This is a genomic window from Rummeliibacillus pycnus (assembly GCF_002884495.1).
Classification (GTDB): Bacteria; Bacillota; Bacilli; order Bacillales_A; family Planococcaceae; genus Rummeliibacillus; species Rummeliibacillus pycnus.
Map to the genome: position 1 here is coordinate 481,490 of NZ_KZ614145.1, position 18,814 is coordinate 500,303.

An 18,814-nucleotide genomic window follows, 5' to 3' on the forward strand; every position below is an offset into this window, starting at 1 on the left:
TATACTGTTAAACTGCTTTCCCAGGGATTTTCGATGGATCTTTTTCAATTTCTAGTAATTTATTAAAGGAAGCAATGGCAACTTCTACTTGATCGTCTTTTGGCTCTTTGGTTGTCAACAATTGAAGCCATAAGCCAGGGTATCCCAAGAAGCGTAAAACTGGAATATTTCGGCATGCATTTGTTGCTTGTAACACTTCAAATGCAACCCCGAGTACAACTGGGATTAACAAAATACGGTCTACTATTCGTAGCCAAAAGGGATCTGTTGGAACTAAAAAATAAATAAACATACCAACAATTACTGTAAATAACATAAAGCTACTACCACAACGATAGTGAAGGCGAGATTGAGCTTGTACATTTTCCACAGTTAATGGAAGTCCATTTTCAAAGCAATTAATCACTTTATGTTCTGATCCGTGATATTGGAATACTCGCTTAATTAAAGGGGTTAGAGATACTAAATATATGTAGCTTAATAGTAAGATTAATTTAAAACCACTTTCGAGTAAAATTTGCGCTGTTTTACCTGGTAACCAAGTATGAAAAAGTTGTGCTAGAAAGACGGGGATTAATGTGAAAAGGAATTTACCGAAGATAAAAGAAATCACACCGACTGCAGCAACTCCAAGCCACATCTCCAATTTTGAACCATCTTTTTGTTCTTCTAATTTTTCCTCACCAGGATTTACGTTATATCTTTCACTTGCAAATTGCAAATGCTGTGAACCATTTGCTGCAGATTCAATTAACGCAATAATTCCCCTTAAGAAAGGAATTTTTTTTAGCTTTTGAAGTTTTGGATTTGTTTTTCGCTCTACATAAAAATATTCGATTGAATTGTCATTACGGCGAATGGCAGATACAGTGTGTGCTTTACTCCCCATCATGACGCCTTCAACCAAAGCTTGTCCTCCGTATACAGGAAGATTAGGTTGATTTTTCAATACCAGCACCGCTCTCTTTAGTTGAATTAAAACTGACTTTATTGTACTAAAAAATCGAACAAAGCTCTAGGAAAAGCATATTATTCATCTATTTTGTCTATCCTTTTGAAAAAGGAGGGGTTTAAATGAGATTAAAAGTATTTTTTTGGACGATTTTATGTAGTTCACTTACATTTATTCTTTCATTAAAAATTTTAAAAACATTTTCATTTATGAAATTTTCACCGACCGGATGGACAAAAAAGTACCATGTATTTAGTGATTCACATATATTGGTAAAATGGTTTATCTTATGGATCTTAATACTTGCTATTGCTGGAATTTTATTTACCTTAGCTGAATTATTAAAAAAAGTACGAACTGATTTTATGTCCCTAGTGATTGCAGTGATCATTGTTTGGGGAATTGAATGGTCAGTTCAAAAAACAATTTATATACACAAATTTTCGATCCCATTAGCGGTTGTAATTGCAATCCATTTATTATGGATATTAGAAACAGCTTCTTATCATGCTAGAATTAGAAGTTTAGTTTCCCGAAATAAGTTGTCCAATTCTAGTAATGTGCTAAAATAAGGATAATATTGATAGGGGAGGGATAAGATGAGGTATTTATGTTTAAATGGGCCCAATTTAAATCGGTTGGGTAAGAGAGAACCTACCATTTATGGCTCGGAGACTTTGTTAGATATCGAGGCAAAGCTCAAAAATTTAGCCGCACAGTATAATGCCGAAATTGAATGTAAACAATCCAATTATGAAGGACAACTAATTGATTGGATTTATGAAGCTGAAGATTCAGGCGTTAATGGGATTATTTTTAACCCTGGGGCATATACACATACAAGTGTTGCCCTTAGAGATGCTATTGCAGGCGTAGAAGTGCCGGTAGTAGAAGTTCATATTTCTAATGTACATAAGCGAGAGGAATTTAGACACCATTCTTACCTTGCTCCCGTTTGCGTTGGTCAAATAACAGGATTAGGTACATTCGGTTATCAAGCAGCACTGAGAATGTTTTTAGAAGCTGAAAGAGGGGAATAGACAACGATGGAAAAACTAGAAAAATTGCGTAAAGCACTTCGATCACAAAATTTAGATGCTCTTTTAATTACGAATGAGTACAATCGTCGTTATATAACGGGATTTACTGGAACAACAGGTGTTGCTATCGTTTCACAAAACGATGCAGTATTTATTACCGATTTCCGATATACTGAACAAGCAAATGCACAAGTCAAAGGTAATGGTTACCGTATTGTTGAAAATAAAGGAACGATTATGGAAGAAATCGCAAATCAAGTAAAAGTGATGGGTATAAAAACACTTGGTTTTGAAAAAGATACAGTAAGCTATGGAATGTATGAAATTTATTCAAAGTTGATCAAGGCGGAATTAGTAGCTGTATCAGGAATCATTGAAAATATTCGCTTGATTAAGACACCAGAAGAGATTAAAATTATAAAGGTCGCTTGTGAGATTGTGGATGCCACATTCGAACATATTATTCAATTTATTCAACCAGGAAAAACAGAACTTGAAGTTTCAAATGAGATTGAATTCTTTATGAGAAAACTTGGTGCAACATCTTCTTCATTTGACACTATTGTTGCTTCTGGATTGCGTTCAGCATTGCCACATGGCGTTGCAACTGATAAAATTATTGAAAAAGGTGATTTAGTCACTTTAGACTATGGTGCTTTATACAATGGTTATATCTCTGATACAACTCGTACAGTTGCTGTTGGTGAACCTGCTGATCAACTAAAAGAAATTTATCAAATTGTTTTAGACGCCCAATTACAAGGTCTTGAAAAATTCAAACCAGGAATGACGGGTATTGAAGCGGATGCAGTTGCACGCGATTATATTAAAGAACATGGCTATGGTGACGCATTTGGTCATTCTACTGGTCATGGGATTGGTTTAGAAGTACATGAAGGTCCTGCATTATCACATCGTTCAAATGTAGTATTAGAACCTGGAATGGTTGTAACATGTGAACCAGGTATCTATCTACCAGGTATTGGTGGAGTACGTATTGAAGATGATACGTTAATAACAGCGACTGGCAATGAAAAATTAACTCATGCCCCAAAAGAATTAATCATCTTATAATTTAATATTGGAGGATATTTAGAAATGATTTCAGTAAACGATTTTAAAACAGGTTTAACAATCCTTGTTGATGGTAACCTATTCCGAGTAATCGAATTCCAACACGTAAAACCAGGTAAAGGTGCTGCTTTTGTTCGTTCAAAATTGCGTAACCTTCGTAACGGTAACGTTGCCGAAAAAACGTTCCGTGCTGGTGAAAAAGTAGAAAAAGCACAAATCGATACTCGTAAAATGCAATATCTATATGCATCTGGTGATTCATACGCATTCATGGATATGGAATCTTATGAACAAATCGAACTTACTAAAGAACAATTAGAGTATGAATTACAATTCCTACTTGAAAACATGGAAGTATTTATTATGATGTACGAAGGTGAAATCCTAGGTATTGATCTTCCAAATACTGTTGAACTTGAAGTTGCTGAAACTGAACCAGGTATTAAAGGTGATACAGCTACTGGTGGTTCTAAACCAGCTACAATGGAAACTGGTTTAGTTGTAAACGTACCATTCTTCGTCAACCAAGGCGATAAATTAATCATCAACACTTCTGATGGTTCTTACGTTTCACGTGCATAATTAAATGATTTCATACGACACTCTAAAATCCTTTGTAAAGGGCATTTAGAAAAAGACTATGAATGATTAAGAAGATGATTCCTGTATTGTACAGGAGTCATCTTTTTTTAGGTATCTTGAATCATTTTAATGTTTCTGTCATAACCACAACTTTTTTATTAGTTTCATCTTTTTGAACATCAAACCTTGTAATTTCTCCATGTAGTTCTTAATTCTCCGCTGTGCATCGTAGTAATAGAAAACATAGTATGCAAATAAACAGTTTCAATTTCAATTTTCTAACTTCATTAATTTCCCACCATTATTAGGGACAAGATGCTATTTATTCAATAGACTTTTTTATATTTGTACATTTTAAAGGGTAAATCCTTCATGTTGTTGTCTCTATTGTATTCTAAAAAATAACCCCCGAAAACGATTTCATAAATCAATTCAACATCATACAAATAAGTCTTTTAAACAATTAGACACTTCTCTTTTTGCATATTTTTTTATGCCATACATAAATTGAAGAGAAAGGAGGGGCGACTTCGGAACTTCAAGATTTACTTCGTATTGCTGGAATTGGACTTGTCTTAGGGTTATTGCATATTTTCTTTGAACAAACAGGTAAAAAAGAGTTTTCATTTTTCATTAATTTCATTGCATATCTTTATATAACGATTGAATTACTTCGATTCTTGCGTCTCTTCTTTGATGAGATCATTTCATTCTTTCAATGGCTGATGACGTCATAGATGATGTTCCTATTCTATATATTAGTGTCACTTCTGCTTTTAGTAGGCATTCAAATGACGTCTCCGTCGTTACATCGTTTACTATCAATTGTGTTTTTTTTCATATTATGTAGTTTTTTAATGATGCGAGTGGTTCTACCATTTTGGCAAAAGTTACGTTCATTTTATTTGTTTGATTTGCCCTATTTGCCATTAATTTTAGGTAGTTCCTTACTTTATTTATGTTCAATCATTGTTACCAATTTATTAGAAGAAAATGATTATGGAAGCATTGCTTTTATCAGTCATCTTGCGATTAAAATTTGGATTGTTACTCTTTGGTTGGACAAGTTAAGTGAGCTATTAAAACAATGGGAAAAGCTATTAGTGCCATAGGAGGTTGTAATTATCGAACAACTGACTACATTTTTTTTAGAGCCATTTAAAGACCAACTTTTTGCACTTCGATCTTTTTTTCTATACGCATTTCTTTTTCTATGCATCAATTGGCTGATTCCAACGATGAAAGAGTGGACAAGGTTCTTTTTTTTGATCGTAGTCATCGTGGTGACGATTCGTCCTGTTTTTGATGCATTTGTTAAAATGCAAGATATTACAGATCAACTAATGCACATCTATGTTGTTTTGTCACCATTATTAACATCATCATTACTTCTTGGTTCGGGACTATTTTCAGTATTAGCTATTAGTCCCGTTTTTTTATTGTTTTTGCAAACTATTTTAGTAGTTGTTTCAAAATTTTTGATTCCTATGTTAATAGCTTCCTTTGTATTTGATTTTATAACTAGAATGTTACCTGAGTTATCCTTCGCGAAAATGGCGGATTTCTTAAGGATGTCTGTTCTAAGCATTGTTTCAGCTTCTGTTGTTATATATGCGATGCTATTAGCCGCTAATGGTGTCATTATTGGCTCCTATTCAGCAGATATATCTGAACCTATTAAAAGGTTAATTCAACAGAATATCCCGATTATTGGTTCGCTGGTTACGGAATCGTTAAATACTTTCAAAAAATATTCCTCAACCGCATTGGTAACGACGAGTACAGGTTTATTATTAAGTGTTTGGAGTGTAACAATTCTACCTACAATCAATATTTTAATACTCGGTTTTAGTTATCGATTTCTATCGGCAGTATTAGAACCGTTTACAGATAGTAAAGTGAATGGATTGATTGAAGATATTAGTAAAACTCTTTTTGTACTCTGTGCTGTTTCATTTTTAATTGCATTCGCTTATTTCTTCACCATTATGATGGTGTTACTAATGATCCAAATGCAAATTGGAAAGGGAGGGGCATAGTGACAAGCTTTTTATTCGGTTTGTTGGTTTATAGTGTGATTGGAAAAATACTACTATTAATTATACCGAAAGAATATGAAGAAGAATCTACTCAACTTTTAAGAATGGTCGTAGCACTTTATTGTATAAACTATTTCTTTTTATAGCTTGTTTTGCATATTGAATACAATCAGTTCATAAGATGAACTAGTTGTTAATGTATTGAAGTATCGAAGGAGGAGATGTACTTGGAAAAGCACTACACTTTAAAAAGTCGCAGTATCTCATCGCAGGAATAATCATCATACTACTGCTCGTCAGTGGTTTTTGGAGCCTATCAAAAGGAACGAAAGATGATGCGAACACTTCTACAAACAATACAGAACAATATCAAGAATTAACATCTATTCTAAGTTCAATTGAAGGCGTTGGAAAAGTGATGATTTATTTCTACTATGATCAACCAACACCAGAAACAAAAACTGACGAATCATCGTTAAGCCAATATTTTAATTGGCAACAAAATGCTGAGAGTAAACAACAAAAAGTAACGGGCGTTTTAGTCGTGGCAGAAGGGGCTGATTCAATAACTGTAAAAAATGATCTCGTTACAGTGTTATCAAGTGTGCTAGAAATACCAACTCATCGAATTGTGGTAAGACCAATGGAAAAAAAGGAGGATTCCAATTGAGAGTAAAAAAGAAAGCAGTATGGTTTTTAACATTACTAAGTTTAGCTGCAGTTATTTCGGTATATTATTTATCCAATCCTGTGACACCATTTAATGGACTAGCAATTTTTAGTGACAACGCATTAAAAGATACTAAAATTAGTGATATTGCTAGTAAAACAGGAAAAACAACACCTGTTACAACAGAAAGCCATCTATTTGAAGAAATGCGTATGGAATTACAAAATGAGCGTAGTCAATTGAAAGATACATTAACGAAAAAAATCGCTTCTTCTCAATACACAGCTGAAGAAAAAAATGAAGCTTTTGATCAAATTGATTCCATTACTAAAAATGAATCAAACGAAGCAATGTTAGAAATGTTAATTAAAACTTTAGGGTATCCTGATGCATTTGTAAGAGTTGAAAACGATCGAATTCGTGTTACAGTACAGGCGAATGAATTGTCAAAAGCGAAGGCAAATGAGATCGTTTATATGGTAAAAAAAGAGCTTGATAACTCTGGCCAAATTGTTGTTGACTTCCAATCTGAAACAATTAACTGATTTTTGTGCGAATTTTCTTGAATAATGTTTATTTTTAAATATGTGTTTAAAAAATAGACTAAACAAGCTAAAATAGTTATTGTATTATACTACACAAAAGTTAGGGGAGTAATGTATGTTGAAAATTCAAGAAATTCGCGAAATAATTAAACTAGTAGATTCTTCTTCAATTGATGAATTTGTTTATGAAGTAGATGACACAAAAGTAAAACTTAAAAAGAATGGTACTACTACTGTAGTAACAGATGCACCAGCGCAAGTTGTTAAAGCGGTTACAGCACCAGTAGTTGAAGCTCCAAAAGCACCAGCTGCACCAGTTGCTGAAAAAGCTGCAGCACCTGCTCCAGCACCAAAAGCTGAAGTTGCAAATGATGCATCTTTACACAAAATCGTTTCACCAATGGTAGGTACTTTCTATCAAGCACCAAATCCTGAATCTCCGGCATTCGTTCAAGTAGGAGACAAAGTGGGCGAAGAATCAATCGTTTGTATCGTAGAAGCAATGAAATTATTCAATGAAATTGAAGCAGAAGTAAAAGGTGAAATCGTCGAAATTCTTGTTAAAGACGGCGAGTTAGTAGAATACGGTCAACCTTTATTCCTAGTGAAAGAAAACTAAGGGAGGCCGTACTAATGAAAAAAGTATTGATCGCAAATCGTGGAGAAATCGCGGTACGCATTATTCGTGCTTGTAAAGAATTAGATATTCAATCTGTGGCTGTATATTCAGAAGCAGATCGTGAAGCGTTACATGTACAGCTTGCTGATGAAGCATACTGTATTGGTTCTAAGTTTTCTAGTGATAGTTATTTGAAAATTGACAGAATTCTTACAGTTGCTGAAAAAACTGGTTGTGATGGTATTCACCCTGGATATGGTTTCCTTGCAGAGAACGCTAGTTTTGCAGAAGCTTGTGAAGATGCTGGCATTACTTTTATCGGACCAACTTCTGATGCGATTAAAATAATGGGTATTAAAGATATCGCAAAAGACACAATGATTGCAGCAGGCGTTCCAACAGTTCCAGGTTCAAAAGGTCTTGTAGCAGATGAACATGAAGCTGTAGAAGTTGCAAAAGAAATCGGCTATCCAGTGATTATTAAAGCTACTGCCGGTGGTGGTGGTAAAGGTATTCGTGTTGCACGTGATGAAGAGGATTTGATCAAAGGTGTTCAAATCACTCAAAAAGAAGCTGCAGCTGCTTTTGGTAACCCTGGCGTATACTTAGAAAAATTCATCGAAGATTTCCGCCACTGTGAAATTCAAGTATTAGCTGATAGCTATGGTCACACAATCCATTTAGGTGAACGTGACTGTACAGTTCAACGTCGTATGCAAAAACTAGTAGAAGAAGCTCCATCTCCAGCACTTTCAGAAGAACGTCGTGCTGAAATGGGTGAAGCAGCTGTAAAAGCAGCAATTGCTTGTGGCTATCGTGGTGCTGGTACAGTTGAATTTATCTACGATTACAAAGAAGATAAATTCTACTTTATGGAAATGAACACTCGTATCCAAGTAGAACATCCAGTAACAGAATTAATCACAGGTATTGACTTAGTTCGTGAACAGTTAAAAATTGCATCTGGTGAAAAATTGATGTATAACCAAGAAGATGTGAAAGTGAATGGTTGGGCGATTGAGTGTCGTATCAATGCAGAAAATCCATCTAAAAACTTCATGCCATCACCAGGTAAAGTTGAAAACTATTTAGCACCTGGTGGTATTGGCGTGCGAATTGATTCAGCGATGTACCCAGGCTATGCAATTCCACCATACTATGATTCAATGGTAGCAAAACTAATTGTACATGCTGATACTCGTGAAGAAGCAATCGCTAAAATGAAACGTGCTTTAGGTGAATTTATCGTTGAGGGACCTGGTATCCATACAACAATTCCTTTCCACGAAAAATTAATGGATCATGAAGTATTTAAATCAGGAAAATTCAATACAAAATTCCTTGAAGAAAATGACGTAATGAATTCATAACACGAGAAAGGGGCGAACTCTATGGCTGATAAAGTCGTACAATCTCTACCTCAAAAAACACCTTCAGGTAAGGATGTATTAGGTAAGATTGAGGTTGCACCTGAAGTCATTGAAGTTATTGCGGGAATTGCTACAACAGAAGTGGAAGGTGTCTCTAAAACAAGAGGTAATTTTGCTACAGGAGTTGTGGAAAAATTCGGTAAAAAAGTTCATGGTAAAGGGATTAAAACAGAATGGACTGAAAAAGGCTTAATCGTGGATGTCTATTGCTTTGTGCAGTATGGTGTATCTGTCGCGAAAGTAGCAAAACAAGTTCAAACTCAAATCCGTGAAGCAATTGCTAATATGACATCTCACACAACAAAAGAAGTGAATGTACATATTACAGGAATTCAATTTGACCAGATGAACGACGCAAGAACTGAGTAGTGTTCGTTTTGAAGAAGTGCCTTAAAAGTGTGTAAAATCGCTTTTAGGGCGCTTTTTTTATGGGAGAAATTTTGAAAAACCATGAGTATTTTGCCGAAGGACCAGAGAAAGTGGCACGATAACGAGAGTGAATTATAAAAAGCAAGTAAATACAAAAGTGCGCCTAATAAATCCATCATTATGGTTTGTTTTGTGTTCTTTTTTCTGACTTTTCAAAAGATGCAAGAATCCATGCGTTGGATATAGATTTGTGATAAAATAAAACTAATTGTAAACAAATGAAACACTTCACATAATGGGTCACTTGTGACGTACTTTGCTATTTTATAACATTTAGCAGTCAACAATGTCCCGATGTAGTAGTATAAAGGAGCACAACAATAATGAAGCGACGAGAAGCGCGAGAAAAAGCGTTACAAACACTTTTTCAACTAGAAAATACAGAGTTAACAATTCAAGAAGCAATGCAACATGTGATGGAAGAACAAACAAATGAATTTTATGAAAAATTAGTTTCAGGGACCGTTCAACATCAAACAGAAATTGATGCTGCATTAGCAGAAAAATTAGAAAACTGGTCATTCGATCGCTTAGCTAAAATTGAACGTACAATTTTGCGCTTAGCGGCTTATGAATTGATGTATACACCAGAAACACCTAAAAGTGTTGTATTAAACGAGGCTATTGAGTTAAGTAAAACATTTGGTGATGAAAAATCAAGTAAGTTCGTCAATGGTGTATTATCAAAATTCGCATAATAGATTAAAAAAAGCTGAATATTTGGGAGTGTTAACAAGATGTCAGGCAAACTAATTAACGGTAAAGAAATTGGCAATACAATTCGACAATCCATTCAACAAGAAGTGAATGCTTTAAAAGAAAAAGGTATTACTCCAGGTCTAGCAGTTATTTTAGTAGGTGACGACCCAGCTTCACATACCTATGTTTCGAACAAACAAAAATCATGTGAAAAAATGGGTATTTATTCAGAACTAATTAAGTTATCTGCAGAAGTCACAGAAGAAACATTGTTACAACATATTGAGCAATTAAATGCTAATCCAACAATCGATGGTATTTTAGTTCAATTACCACTTCCAAAGCATATTGATGAACAAAAAGTAATCGCAGCAATCTCTCCTGATAAAGATGTCGATGGCTTCCATCCAATAAGCGTGGGTAAAATGTTATTAAAACAACCAACATTCTTACCTTGTACCCCATTTGGTGTGATGAAACTCTTAGAACATTCAAATGTTGATATTGCAGGTAAACACGCTGTTGTTGTTGGTAGAAGTCATATCGTTGGTGTTCCTATGGGACAACTACTATTGCAAAAAGATGCTACAGTTACATATTGCCATTCAAAAACACCTGATTTAAAAGCTATTACAACTCAAGCAGATATCTTAGTTGTAGCAACAGGCCGAGCAAAAATGATTGGTGCAGATCATGTAAAAGAGGGCGCAGTTGTAATCGACGTTGGTATGGACCGAGATGAAAATGGCAAACTTTGTGGAGATGTAGATTTCGATGCAGTCATCGACAAAGTTTCAGCAATTACACCTGTACCAGGCGGGGTTGGTCCTATGACAATTACAATGTTATTATTTAATACATTGCAATCTGCTAAAAAAAAGCTATCATAAGACAAATGAACGCAAAACAGGTAAAATAGTAACGTCAAGGGCTGTTTTTCTAGCGAAAGACAGCTCTTTTACTTAAAAGGAAAACACATAGTAGAAACGCGAAGCTTATTATTTTACCAATCGCATCATAGCAAATGCTAATAAGCGAATAGATAAGGAGTTTGAAGTTTTGACAAGCACACCTTATTTAACAGTCCAAGCTTTAACAAAATATATTAAAAAGAAATTTGATGTAGATCCTCACTTGCGGAATGTTTACGTGAAGGGAGAGCTCTCGAATGTCAAACATCATATAGGCTCTGGTCATATCTATTTCACATTAAAGGATGAAAAAACGCAGATAAAGGCCGTCATGTTTGCTTCACATGCAAAACAGTTGAAATTTAAGCCTGAAAGTGGCATGAAAGTGCTTATTAAAGGTGATGTCAATGTCTATGAAGGTGGCGGACAATACCAACTATATGCACAATCCATGGATCCAGACGGACTTGGTAGTTTATATTTAGCTTTTGAACAGTTGAAAGAAAAACTTCAGAAAGAAGGACTTTTTTCTGATTTATATAAGAAACCAATTCCAACTTTTCCAAGAAAGGTTGCAGTTGTAACAGCTACTACAGGTGCTGCTATTCGAGATATCTGTACAACCATTAAACAGCACTATAGGTTAACAGACATTGTTATATTTCCTGCACTTGTGCAAGGTGAACATGCAGCCAAAAGTATCGTAAAAGCGATTGAACAGGCAAATAATTCACCCGATATTGATACATTAATTGTTGCTCGTGGTGGGGGATCAATTGAGGATTTGTGGGCATTTAACGAAGAGATTGTTGCCCGGGCAATATTTGAGAGTGAACTTCCAATCATTAGTGGTGTTGGCCATGAAACAGATACAACAATAGCAGATTTAGTTGCAGATGTACGAGCTGCAACACCAACAGCTGCTGCTAAGCGAGCTGTGCCTAGTAGTGAGGATTTGATCAAATACTTACTGACAAGAAAAACTCAATTATTCCAGCTAACTCAAGCAAGAATTAAGCACGAGAGAGCAAAATTAGAGCGCTTAAGAAAATCTTATCCTCTAGCCTATCCAGATCGATTATTTCGACCTTTTATAGAGCATATTGAGAGAATAGACGAACAATTAAATCAAAGTATCATTAACTATATAAAAAATCAAAAACTTGTTATTAACCAACTGGATCATCGTTTACAACTTCGTTCTCCGATTCAACAAATTCGCTATGAAAAAAAGCGAGTAGAGAATGATGAAAAGTTATTAAGAATAGCAGTATTACGATTGATTAATCAAAGAAAAGATGAATTTCGTTCCGTTATTCGAACGCTGGAAGCTTTAAATCCACTAGCTATTATGACACGCGGGTATAGTCTTACTTATCACAATGGACAAGTAGTGAAATCAATCCAAGATATTAAAGAAAAGGATGAAGTAGAGTTTCATCTACATGACGGTAAAGCAACTGCTACCATAACATCTATTACAGTGGAAGATAAAGGAGTATAAAAGATGACTAGTAAAAAACAATCCTTTGCTACATCGATCAATGATCTTGAAGAAATAGTGCATCAACTTGAACAAGGTGAAGTTCCGTTAGAAGATGCGATTGAATTGTACAAAAAAGGGATGAAATTATCTCAGTTTTGCCATGAACAATTGACAAAAGCTGAAGAGCAACTAATTTCCGTTATGGATGAAAATGGAAATGAGCAACCGTTTGAACCAACAGGAGAAGGGGAAAAAAGTAAATGACGCAACAATTAAAAGCATTTATGAAAGAGAACATTCCTGTCGTTGAAAAACGTATGAATGAACTTGTAGAAGAAATTACAGCACCAGAAATATTAAAAGAAGCAATGCTTTACTCCTTAAATGCAGGTGGTAAAAGAGTTCGTCCGCTATTTGTATTAGCTGTTATGAATCATTTCAATGTAAAAGATGATGCAGCTTACACTGTCGGTGCTGTCATTGAAATGATTCATACCTATTCATTAATTCACGATGACCTGCCAAGTATGGATAATGATGATTATCGTCGCGGAAAATTAACGAACCATAAAGTATACGGAGATGCATTTGCGACACTTGCAGGTGATGCACTTAATACAATTGCATTTGGAATTTTAGCGCGCATGGAACAAGTTGAAGCAGAAAAACGTTTAGAACTTATCGATAAACTTAGCGTTGCAGCCGGTGCAGAAGGTATGGTAGGAGGTCAAATCCTCGATATCGAAGGTGAATCAAAACAATTAACACTTGAAGAACTTGAAAAAGTCCATGTCAATAAAACCGGCGCGATTTTACGATTTAGTATTGAATCTGGCGCTATTTTAGCAGGTGCCTCAGAGGCAGAAAAGGCTATTTTAGTTGAATATGCACATCATATTGGCCTATGCTTCCAAATCCAAGATGATATCCTCGATATAGTGGGTACAACAGAACAATTAGGAAAAACAGCGGGAAAAGATATTGCAAGCGATAAAAGCACTTACCCTGCACTATTAACATTAGATGGCGCAAAAGAAAAGCTTCATGCACATTATCAGTTAGCTATTGAAGCATTAGAAAAATTGCCATCTGAAAGTAATTTATTGAAGGAATTTGCTGAATATATTGTTCATCGTAACAAATAACAGCCCATTTAATTTTGTGCAATTGATTAACACTGCTATAATGGTAAAAAACATTGTGCGATGAATCTAAAATGAAAAGGTGTGTGATGGCGATGGATTTAAACAGTATATCTAGTCCATCCTTTTTGAAAGACTTAAATACGAAACAACTTCGAGACTTGAGCTACGATATTCGTAAATTTTTAATCGAAAAATGCTCAAAAACAGGTGGTCACATTGGCCCGAATCTAGGAGTTGTTGAGCTAACTATTGCACTTCATCGTGCTTTTAATAGTCCGAAAGATAAACTTCTTTTTGACGTTGGACACCAAGCATACGTCCATAAAATTTTAACTGGTCGTGCATCAGAATTTGATACACTCCGTCAATATAAAGGATTATGTGGTTTCCCTAAACGAATTGAAAGTGAACATGATGTATGGGAAACAGGGCATAGTTCTACATCTCTATCTGCAGCTATGGGTATGGCAGCAGCACGTGATGTAAAAGGTGAACAGAACTATATCGTTCCGATTATCGGTGATGGTGCTCTAACTGGAGGAATGGCTCTAGAAGCACTGAATCATATTGGTCATGAAAAAACGAATATGATTGTTATTTTAAATGACAACGAAATGTCAATTGCACCAAATGTAGGGGCAATGCATAATATTTTAGGTCGCCTTCGCACAGCGAACCAATATAACAAAGCAAAAGATGATTTAGAAGTTTTATTGAAGAAAATACCAGCAGTAGGTGGAAAATTAGCATCTACAGCTGAAAGAGTAAAAGATAGTTTAAAGTATTTACTTGTATCCGGTGTATTTTTTGAAGAATTAGGGTTCACATACCTTGGCCCAACTGATGGACATAATTTAGAAACGCTTGAAGCTACATTACAAAATGCCAAAAAAATGCAAGGACCAGTCATTGTCCATGTCATTACTAAAAAAGGTAAAGGTTATTTACCAGCTGAAAATGATACGATTGGGACTTGGCACGGTACTGGCCCTTATAAGATTGAAACAGGCGACTTTGTGAAGTCAACTACAACAGCACCTGGTTGGTCAAAATTGATAGCGGATACAGTAACTAAAATTGCTAGAGTGGATGATCGTGTTGTAACAATAACACCAGCAATGCCTGTAGGATCAAAATTAGAAGGTTTTGCGAAGGAATTTCCAAACCGTTTCTTTGATGTGGGGATTGCAGAACAACATGCCACTACGATGGCAGCTGGGATGGCAGCAGAAGGGATTAAACCGTTTTTAGCCATTTATTCTACATTCTTACAACGTGCATATGATCAAATGTTACATGATATTTGTCGTCAAAATCTAAATGTCTTTATAGGAATTGACCGCGCAGGACTTGTAGGGGCAGATGGAGAAACTCACCAAGGCGTATTTGATATTGCATTCTTAAGACATATGCCCAATATTGTCATTATGATGCCAAAAGATGAAAATGAAGGTCAACATATGGTGAAAACAGCATTAGATTATAATGATGGCCCAATTGCACTTCGTTATCCTCGTGGTAATGGTTTAGGCGTACCGATGGATTCTGAATTACATGATATCCCTATTGGTTCATGGGAAGTATTAAGAGAAGGCAAAGATGCAGCAATCTTGACATTTGGTACAACTATTTCTTTAGCACAAAATGCAGCGAATATTCTTGCAGCAAAAGGAATTAAAGTTGAAATAATCAATGCACGATTTATCAAGCCAATGGATGAGAATATGCTTCACCGATTAATGCAAAGCGGTAAACCAATTTTAACCATAGAAGAAGCAATGCTTGAAGGTGGATTTGGTAGTGCTGTTTTGGAATTTGCTAACGATCATGGTTACTCAACAGATACAATCGATCGCATGGGTATTCCAGATGTCTTCGTAGAACATGGTAGTGTAGATCTATTGCTACGTGATTTGCATATTACTGATGAGGAAGCAGTAGTACTTATAGAGGAATTAATAGCTAAAAATTCAAAAAAGCAAGCAGGTTTAAAAGCATAATGACAACAAAAATACCAAAAGAGCGCGTTGATGTATTATTAGTTCAACGAGGCTTATGTGAAACAAGAGAGAAAGCAAAACGTACGATTATGGCTGGCCAAGTGTACTCAAAAGAAGTTCGCATTGATAAGGCGGGGGAAAAAATCCCCGTCGATAGCGAATTGACGATTAAAGGACAACAATTACCATATGTTAGTCGTGGCGGTTTAAAATTAGAAAAAGCATTAAAATTATTTGATGTTAATGTAAAAGATAAATTAATGCTCGATATTGGTTCTTCAACAGGCGGATTTACAGATTGTGCCCTACAGAATGGAGCAAAACATTGTTATGCTTTAGATGTTGGTTCCAATCAGTTAGCATGGAAAATCCGTTCAGATGAGCGAGTAACCGTTATGGAAAAAACAAACTTCCGTTATGTGACTGCCCCTGATCTAATAGAAGGACTTCCGAATTTTGCTACGATTGATGTTTCCTTTATTTCTCTAGAGTTGATCTTACCAGTATTAAAAACACTTTTGTTACCTGGTGGGGATGTGGTAGCTCTTGTAAAACCGCAATTCGAAGCTGGGAAAGAAAAAGTAGGAAAAAAAGGAGTAGTTCGTGATCCGAAAACGCATCTAGAAGTACTCGAAAAAATCGCAACTTTTTCGGAATCTATTGGCTTTGTTGTAAAAGATGCATCCTATTCACCAATAACAGGTGGGGAAGGGAATATTGAGTTTCTATACCATCTTTACAATCCAAAACCTGGAGAAGAAGTTGAATCCTACTCTGATTTTGCATCTTTAGTGAAAGAAGCACATCAACAATTAAAGTAACGCGGTCCTAGCTTTGTCGGACCGTGTTTTTTCTTGTTAAAAGAAAGAAAAAATGTTACGTTATAAATGAATGAGCATAATTATGCATAGAGGTGAAAACAATTGAATAAAAGCCAACGACATATAAGAATTCGTGACATGATTGCAAATAATGAAATAGAAACACAAGATGATTTAGTCGATATGTTAAAAGAGGCAGGATATCATGTAACACAAGCTACTATTTCGCGTGATATTAAAGAACTGCATCTTATTAAAGTACCACTTCAAGATGGTCGATATAAATATAGCTTACCAGCAGATCAACGTTTCAATCCAATCCAAAAACTACATCGTGCATTAGCAGATGCCTTTGTATCAATAGATGGGACAAGTCATATGCTTGTCATGAAAACCTTACCAGGTAATGCGCATGCTATTGGTTCTTTGCTCGATCATTTGGATTGGGAGGAGATTCTCGGAACAATATGTGGAGATGATACTATCCTTATTATTTGTCGTGAAGAGTCAGAAAGAGATGTAATCAAAAACCGATTACTTGAAATGCTGTAAGCTTATAAAGACGGGGTGATATAGTCTTGTTAAAAGAGCTATCTATCAAGAATTTTGCAATTATAGAGGAGCTAACGGTTGATTTCCAAGAAGGATTAACTGTATTAACAGGGGAAACTGGTGCAGGGAAATCAATTATTATCGATGCTGTTCAATTGTTAGCAGGTGGACGTGGTTCTCAAGAATTTATTAGACATGGTGCAAAAAAGGCTGAGTTAGAAGGTCTCTTTACTTTAAATCAGGATAGCCATCCAGCATACAACAAATGTGCAGAGGCAGGAATTGATATTGAAGAAGGGATGATCATTCTACGTCGTGACTTAAACGATAATGGTAAAAGTGTTTGTCGCGTCAATGGAAAACTTGTTCCGTTATCATTACTTCGTGAGATTGGAGCTACTTTAATTGATATTCATGGACAACATGAAAGCCAAGAGTTGATGGATGATAAGCATCATATCTCGCTGCTCGATCAATTTGCGGGAGCAGACTTAGAGCCTATTAAAGAACGATATTTGATGCAATTTGATGAATACAAAACATTAAAAAAAGAACTTGCGGCAATCTCTGTCAATGAACAGCAAGTTGCTCAAAAAATTGACCTTTATCAATTTCAAATAAAAGAAATTGATGCATGTAAATTTCAACCCAACGAGGAAGAAGATTTAACGGAAGAACGACGTCGGTTAATGAATTTTAACAAAATTTTTGAGTGTTCGAACTCAGCTCATGAAGCCATTCTAGGAGAGTCTAAAGGACTTGATTGGATTGGACGAGCAATGGAAGATTTAGAAGATGTTGCAACAGTTGATGAGAGCTTTAAAGAGTATTCGGATGCAGTATCAAACGCCTTTTATAATCTGCAAGAAGCAGCATTTGGTATAAAAAACATACTCGATGATTTAGAATTCAATCCAGAAAGATTGAACGAAGTAGAACATCGTTTAGCACTAATACAGTCAATGAAACGCAAATACGGTCCTACGTTAAAAGATATTTTAGAATATCGCGCAAAAATTGGTGAAGAATTGGAATCCTTATTAAATAGGGATGAAAATATTCAAAAAAATGAACAGCAATTAATTGAACTTCAAAAGAAACTTCAAATTACAGCAAACGAACTGACTACGGTTCGTAAAAAAGTAGGCATCAAACTATCTGATGCTATTATGCAACAATTACGCGAATTATATATGGAAAAAGCGGAATTTAGCGTTCATTTTGAAGCTTTACCAGAAGAGCAATTTGACCATAATGGCTTGGACAGAATTGTATTTTATATTGCTACCAATGTTGGTGAACCACCGAAACCACTTACCAAAATTGCATCAGGTGGGGAACTTTCCCGTGTTATGCTTGCGTTGAAAACAATTTTCTCAACAACAAATGGTATTACATCTATCATTTTCGATGAAGTGGATACTGGCGTAAGTGGAAGAGTTGCACAAGCAATTGCAGAAAAAATTGCCGCAATCTCCATACATTCTCAAGTATTATGTATTTCTCATTTACCTCAAGTTGCAGCAATGGCAGATCATCATTATCATATACAAAAACAAGAAGATACAAATCGAACATTTACTTCTTTAACTGAAATATTTGGTAATGATCGCATCGACGAAATCAGTCGTATTATGTCGGGCGCTGAAGTTACAGAATTAACATTCAGACATGCAAAAGAATTGATCGAAATTGCAGATGAACGGAAAAAGGCAATGGTTTAACATCATCTAAATTTAAAGACATCTTACAAATTTTTGTGAGATGTTTTTTTATACATTCAAAGTGTAGACAAATATTTACCTTTCATAACTATTCAA

22 protein-coding genes are annotated in these 18,814 nt (G+C 35.3%); 21 read left to right on the plus strand and 1 reads right to left on the minus strand.

The window, feature by feature from the left end; translation table 11 throughout:
- Positions 1–7: 7 nt before the first annotated feature.
- Positions 8–892: a DUF1385 domain-containing protein gene (locus tag CEF14_RS02425; RefSeq protein WP_102694264.1), complete on the minus strand. Its 885-nt coding sequence runs from the start codon at positions 890–892 to the stop codon at positions 8–10.
- Between the two features lie 182 nt (positions 893–1,074).
- On the opposite strand from CEF14_RS02425, the gene CEF14_RS02430 reads away from it, so the two are divergent.
- The 21 genes from CEF14_RS02430 to recN all read left to right on the plus strand — a co-directional run bounded on the left by CEF14_RS02430 (position 1,075) and on the right by recN (position 18,718).
- Positions 1,075–1,524, plus strand: a complete 450-nt coding sequence (locus CEF14_RS02430; RefSeq protein WP_102691379.1) for a hypothetical protein — start codon at positions 1,075–1,077, stop codon at positions 1,522–1,524.
- A 27-nt stretch (positions 1,525–1,551) separates the two neighbouring features.
- Complete coding sequence (gene aroQ, locus CEF14_RS02435) at positions 1,552–1,992, plus strand: type II 3-dehydroquinate dehydratase (protein ID WP_102691380.1); 441 nt, start codon at positions 1,552–1,554, stop codon at positions 1,990–1,992.
- Positions 1,993–1,998: 6 nt separating this feature from the next.
- A complete protein-coding gene (locus tag CEF14_RS02440) occupies positions 1,999–3,066 on the plus strand; it encodes a M24 family metallopeptidase (RefSeq protein ID WP_102691381.1) in 1,068 nt (355 codons plus the stop codon).
- A 24-nt stretch (positions 3,067–3,090) separates the two neighbouring features.
- Positions 3,091–3,648, plus strand: coding sequence for an elongation factor P (efp, locus tag CEF14_RS02445; protein ID WP_102691382.1), 558 nt, complete (start codon positions 3,091–3,093; stop codon positions 3,646–3,648).
- A 506-nt stretch (positions 3,649–4,154) separates the two neighbouring features.
- On the plus strand, positions 4,155–4,385 hold the full coding sequence (locus tag CEF14_RS02450) for a SpoIIIAC/SpoIIIAD family protein (RefSeq protein ID WP_102691383.1): 231 nt from the start codon (positions 4,155–4,157) through the stop codon (positions 4,383–4,385).
- Positions 4,386–4,505: 120 nt separating this feature from the next.
- Positions 4,506–4,760: a hypothetical protein gene (locus tag CEF14_RS02455; protein WP_102691384.1), complete on the plus strand. Its 255-nt coding sequence runs from the start codon at positions 4,506–4,508 to the stop codon at positions 4,758–4,760.
- Between the two features lie 126 nt (positions 4,761–4,886).
- Positions 4,887–5,687: a stage III sporulation protein AE gene (locus tag CEF14_RS02460; protein WP_102691385.1), complete on the plus strand. Its 801-nt coding sequence runs from the start codon at positions 4,887–4,889 to the stop codon at positions 5,685–5,687.
- Positions 5,688–6,102: 415 nt separating this feature from the next.
- A complete protein-coding gene (locus tag CEF14_RS02465; RefSeq protein ID WP_102691386.1) occupies positions 6,103–6,357 on the plus strand; it encodes a hypothetical protein in 255 nt (84 codons plus the stop codon).
- Positions 6,354–6,902 (plus strand): SpoIIIAH-like family protein, encoded by a 549-nt coding sequence (locus tag CEF14_RS02470; RefSeq protein ID WP_102691387.1) that lies wholly within the window; start codon positions 6,354–6,356, stop codon positions 6,900–6,902. The genes CEF14_RS02465 and CEF14_RS02470 overlap by 4 nt, the downstream gene beginning before the upstream one ends.
- 115 nt (positions 6,903–7,017) lie before the next feature.
- Entirely contained in the window at positions 7,018–7,521 is a 504-nt protein-coding gene (accB, locus tag CEF14_RS02475; protein WP_102691388.1) for an acetyl-CoA carboxylase biotin carboxyl carrier protein, read from the plus strand.
- A gap of 14 nt (positions 7,522–7,535) precedes the next feature.
- Entirely contained in the window at positions 7,536–8,891 is a 1,356-nt protein-coding gene (gene accC, locus CEF14_RS02480; protein ID WP_102691389.1) for an acetyl-CoA carboxylase biotin carboxylase subunit, read from the plus strand.
- A 21-nt stretch (positions 8,892–8,912) separates the two neighbouring features.
- Positions 8,913–9,320 (plus strand): Asp23/Gls24 family envelope stress response protein, encoded by a 408-nt coding sequence (locus tag CEF14_RS02485; RefSeq protein WP_102691390.1) that lies wholly within the window; start codon positions 8,913–8,915, stop codon positions 9,318–9,320.
- A 383-nt stretch (positions 9,321–9,703) separates the two neighbouring features.
- Positions 9,704–10,078 carry a transcription antitermination factor NusB gene (nusB, locus tag CEF14_RS02490; RefSeq protein ID WP_102691391.1) on the plus strand — a complete coding sequence of 125 codons (375 nt, stop codon included), beginning with the start codon at positions 9,704–9,706 and terminating at the stop codon, positions 10,076–10,078.
- A gap of 39 nt (positions 10,079–10,117) precedes the next feature.
- Positions 10,118–10,969 (plus strand): bifunctional methylenetetrahydrofolate dehydrogenase/methenyltetrahydrofolate cyclohydrolase FolD, encoded by an 852-nt coding sequence (gene folD / locus CEF14_RS02495; protein WP_102691392.1) that lies wholly within the window; start codon positions 10,118–10,120, stop codon positions 10,967–10,969.
- Positions 10,970–11,138: 169 nt separating this feature from the next.
- Positions 11,139–12,494, plus strand: coding sequence for an exodeoxyribonuclease VII large subunit (gene xseA / locus CEF14_RS02500; protein WP_102691393.1), 1,356 nt, complete (start codon positions 11,139–11,141; stop codon positions 12,492–12,494).
- 3 nt (positions 12,495–12,497) lie between these two features.
- Positions 12,498–12,740 (plus strand): exodeoxyribonuclease VII small subunit, encoded by a 243-nt coding sequence (locus tag CEF14_RS02505; protein ID WP_102691394.1) that lies wholly within the window; start codon positions 12,498–12,500, stop codon positions 12,738–12,740.
- Complete coding sequence (locus CEF14_RS02510; RefSeq protein WP_102691395.1) at positions 12,737–13,621, plus strand: polyprenyl synthetase family protein; 885 nt, start codon at positions 12,737–12,739, stop codon at positions 13,619–13,621. The genes CEF14_RS02505 and CEF14_RS02510 overlap by 4 nt, the downstream gene beginning before the upstream one ends.
- Positions 13,622–13,713: 92 nt before the next feature.
- Complete coding sequence (gene dxs, locus CEF14_RS02515; protein WP_102691396.1) at positions 13,714–15,621, plus strand: 1-deoxy-D-xylulose-5-phosphate synthase; 1,908 nt, start codon at positions 13,714–13,716, stop codon at positions 15,619–15,621.
- Positions 15,621–16,442, plus strand: a complete 822-nt coding sequence (locus tag CEF14_RS02520) for a TlyA family RNA methyltransferase (RefSeq protein WP_102691397.1) — start codon at positions 15,621–15,623, stop codon at positions 16,440–16,442. The genes dxs and CEF14_RS02520 overlap by 1 nt, the downstream gene beginning before the upstream one ends.
- Positions 16,443–16,544: 102 nt before the next feature.
- Positions 16,545–16,994, plus strand: a complete 450-nt coding sequence (ahrC, locus tag CEF14_RS02525) for a transcriptional regulator AhrC/ArgR (protein WP_102691398.1) — start codon at positions 16,545–16,547, stop codon at positions 16,992–16,994.
- Between the two features lie 26 nt (positions 16,995–17,020).
- Complete coding sequence (recN, locus tag CEF14_RS02530; protein WP_102691399.1) at positions 17,021–18,718, plus strand: DNA repair protein RecN; 1,698 nt, start codon at positions 17,021–17,023, stop codon at positions 18,716–18,718.
- The last annotated feature ends 96 nt before the right edge of the window (positions 18,719–18,814 follow it).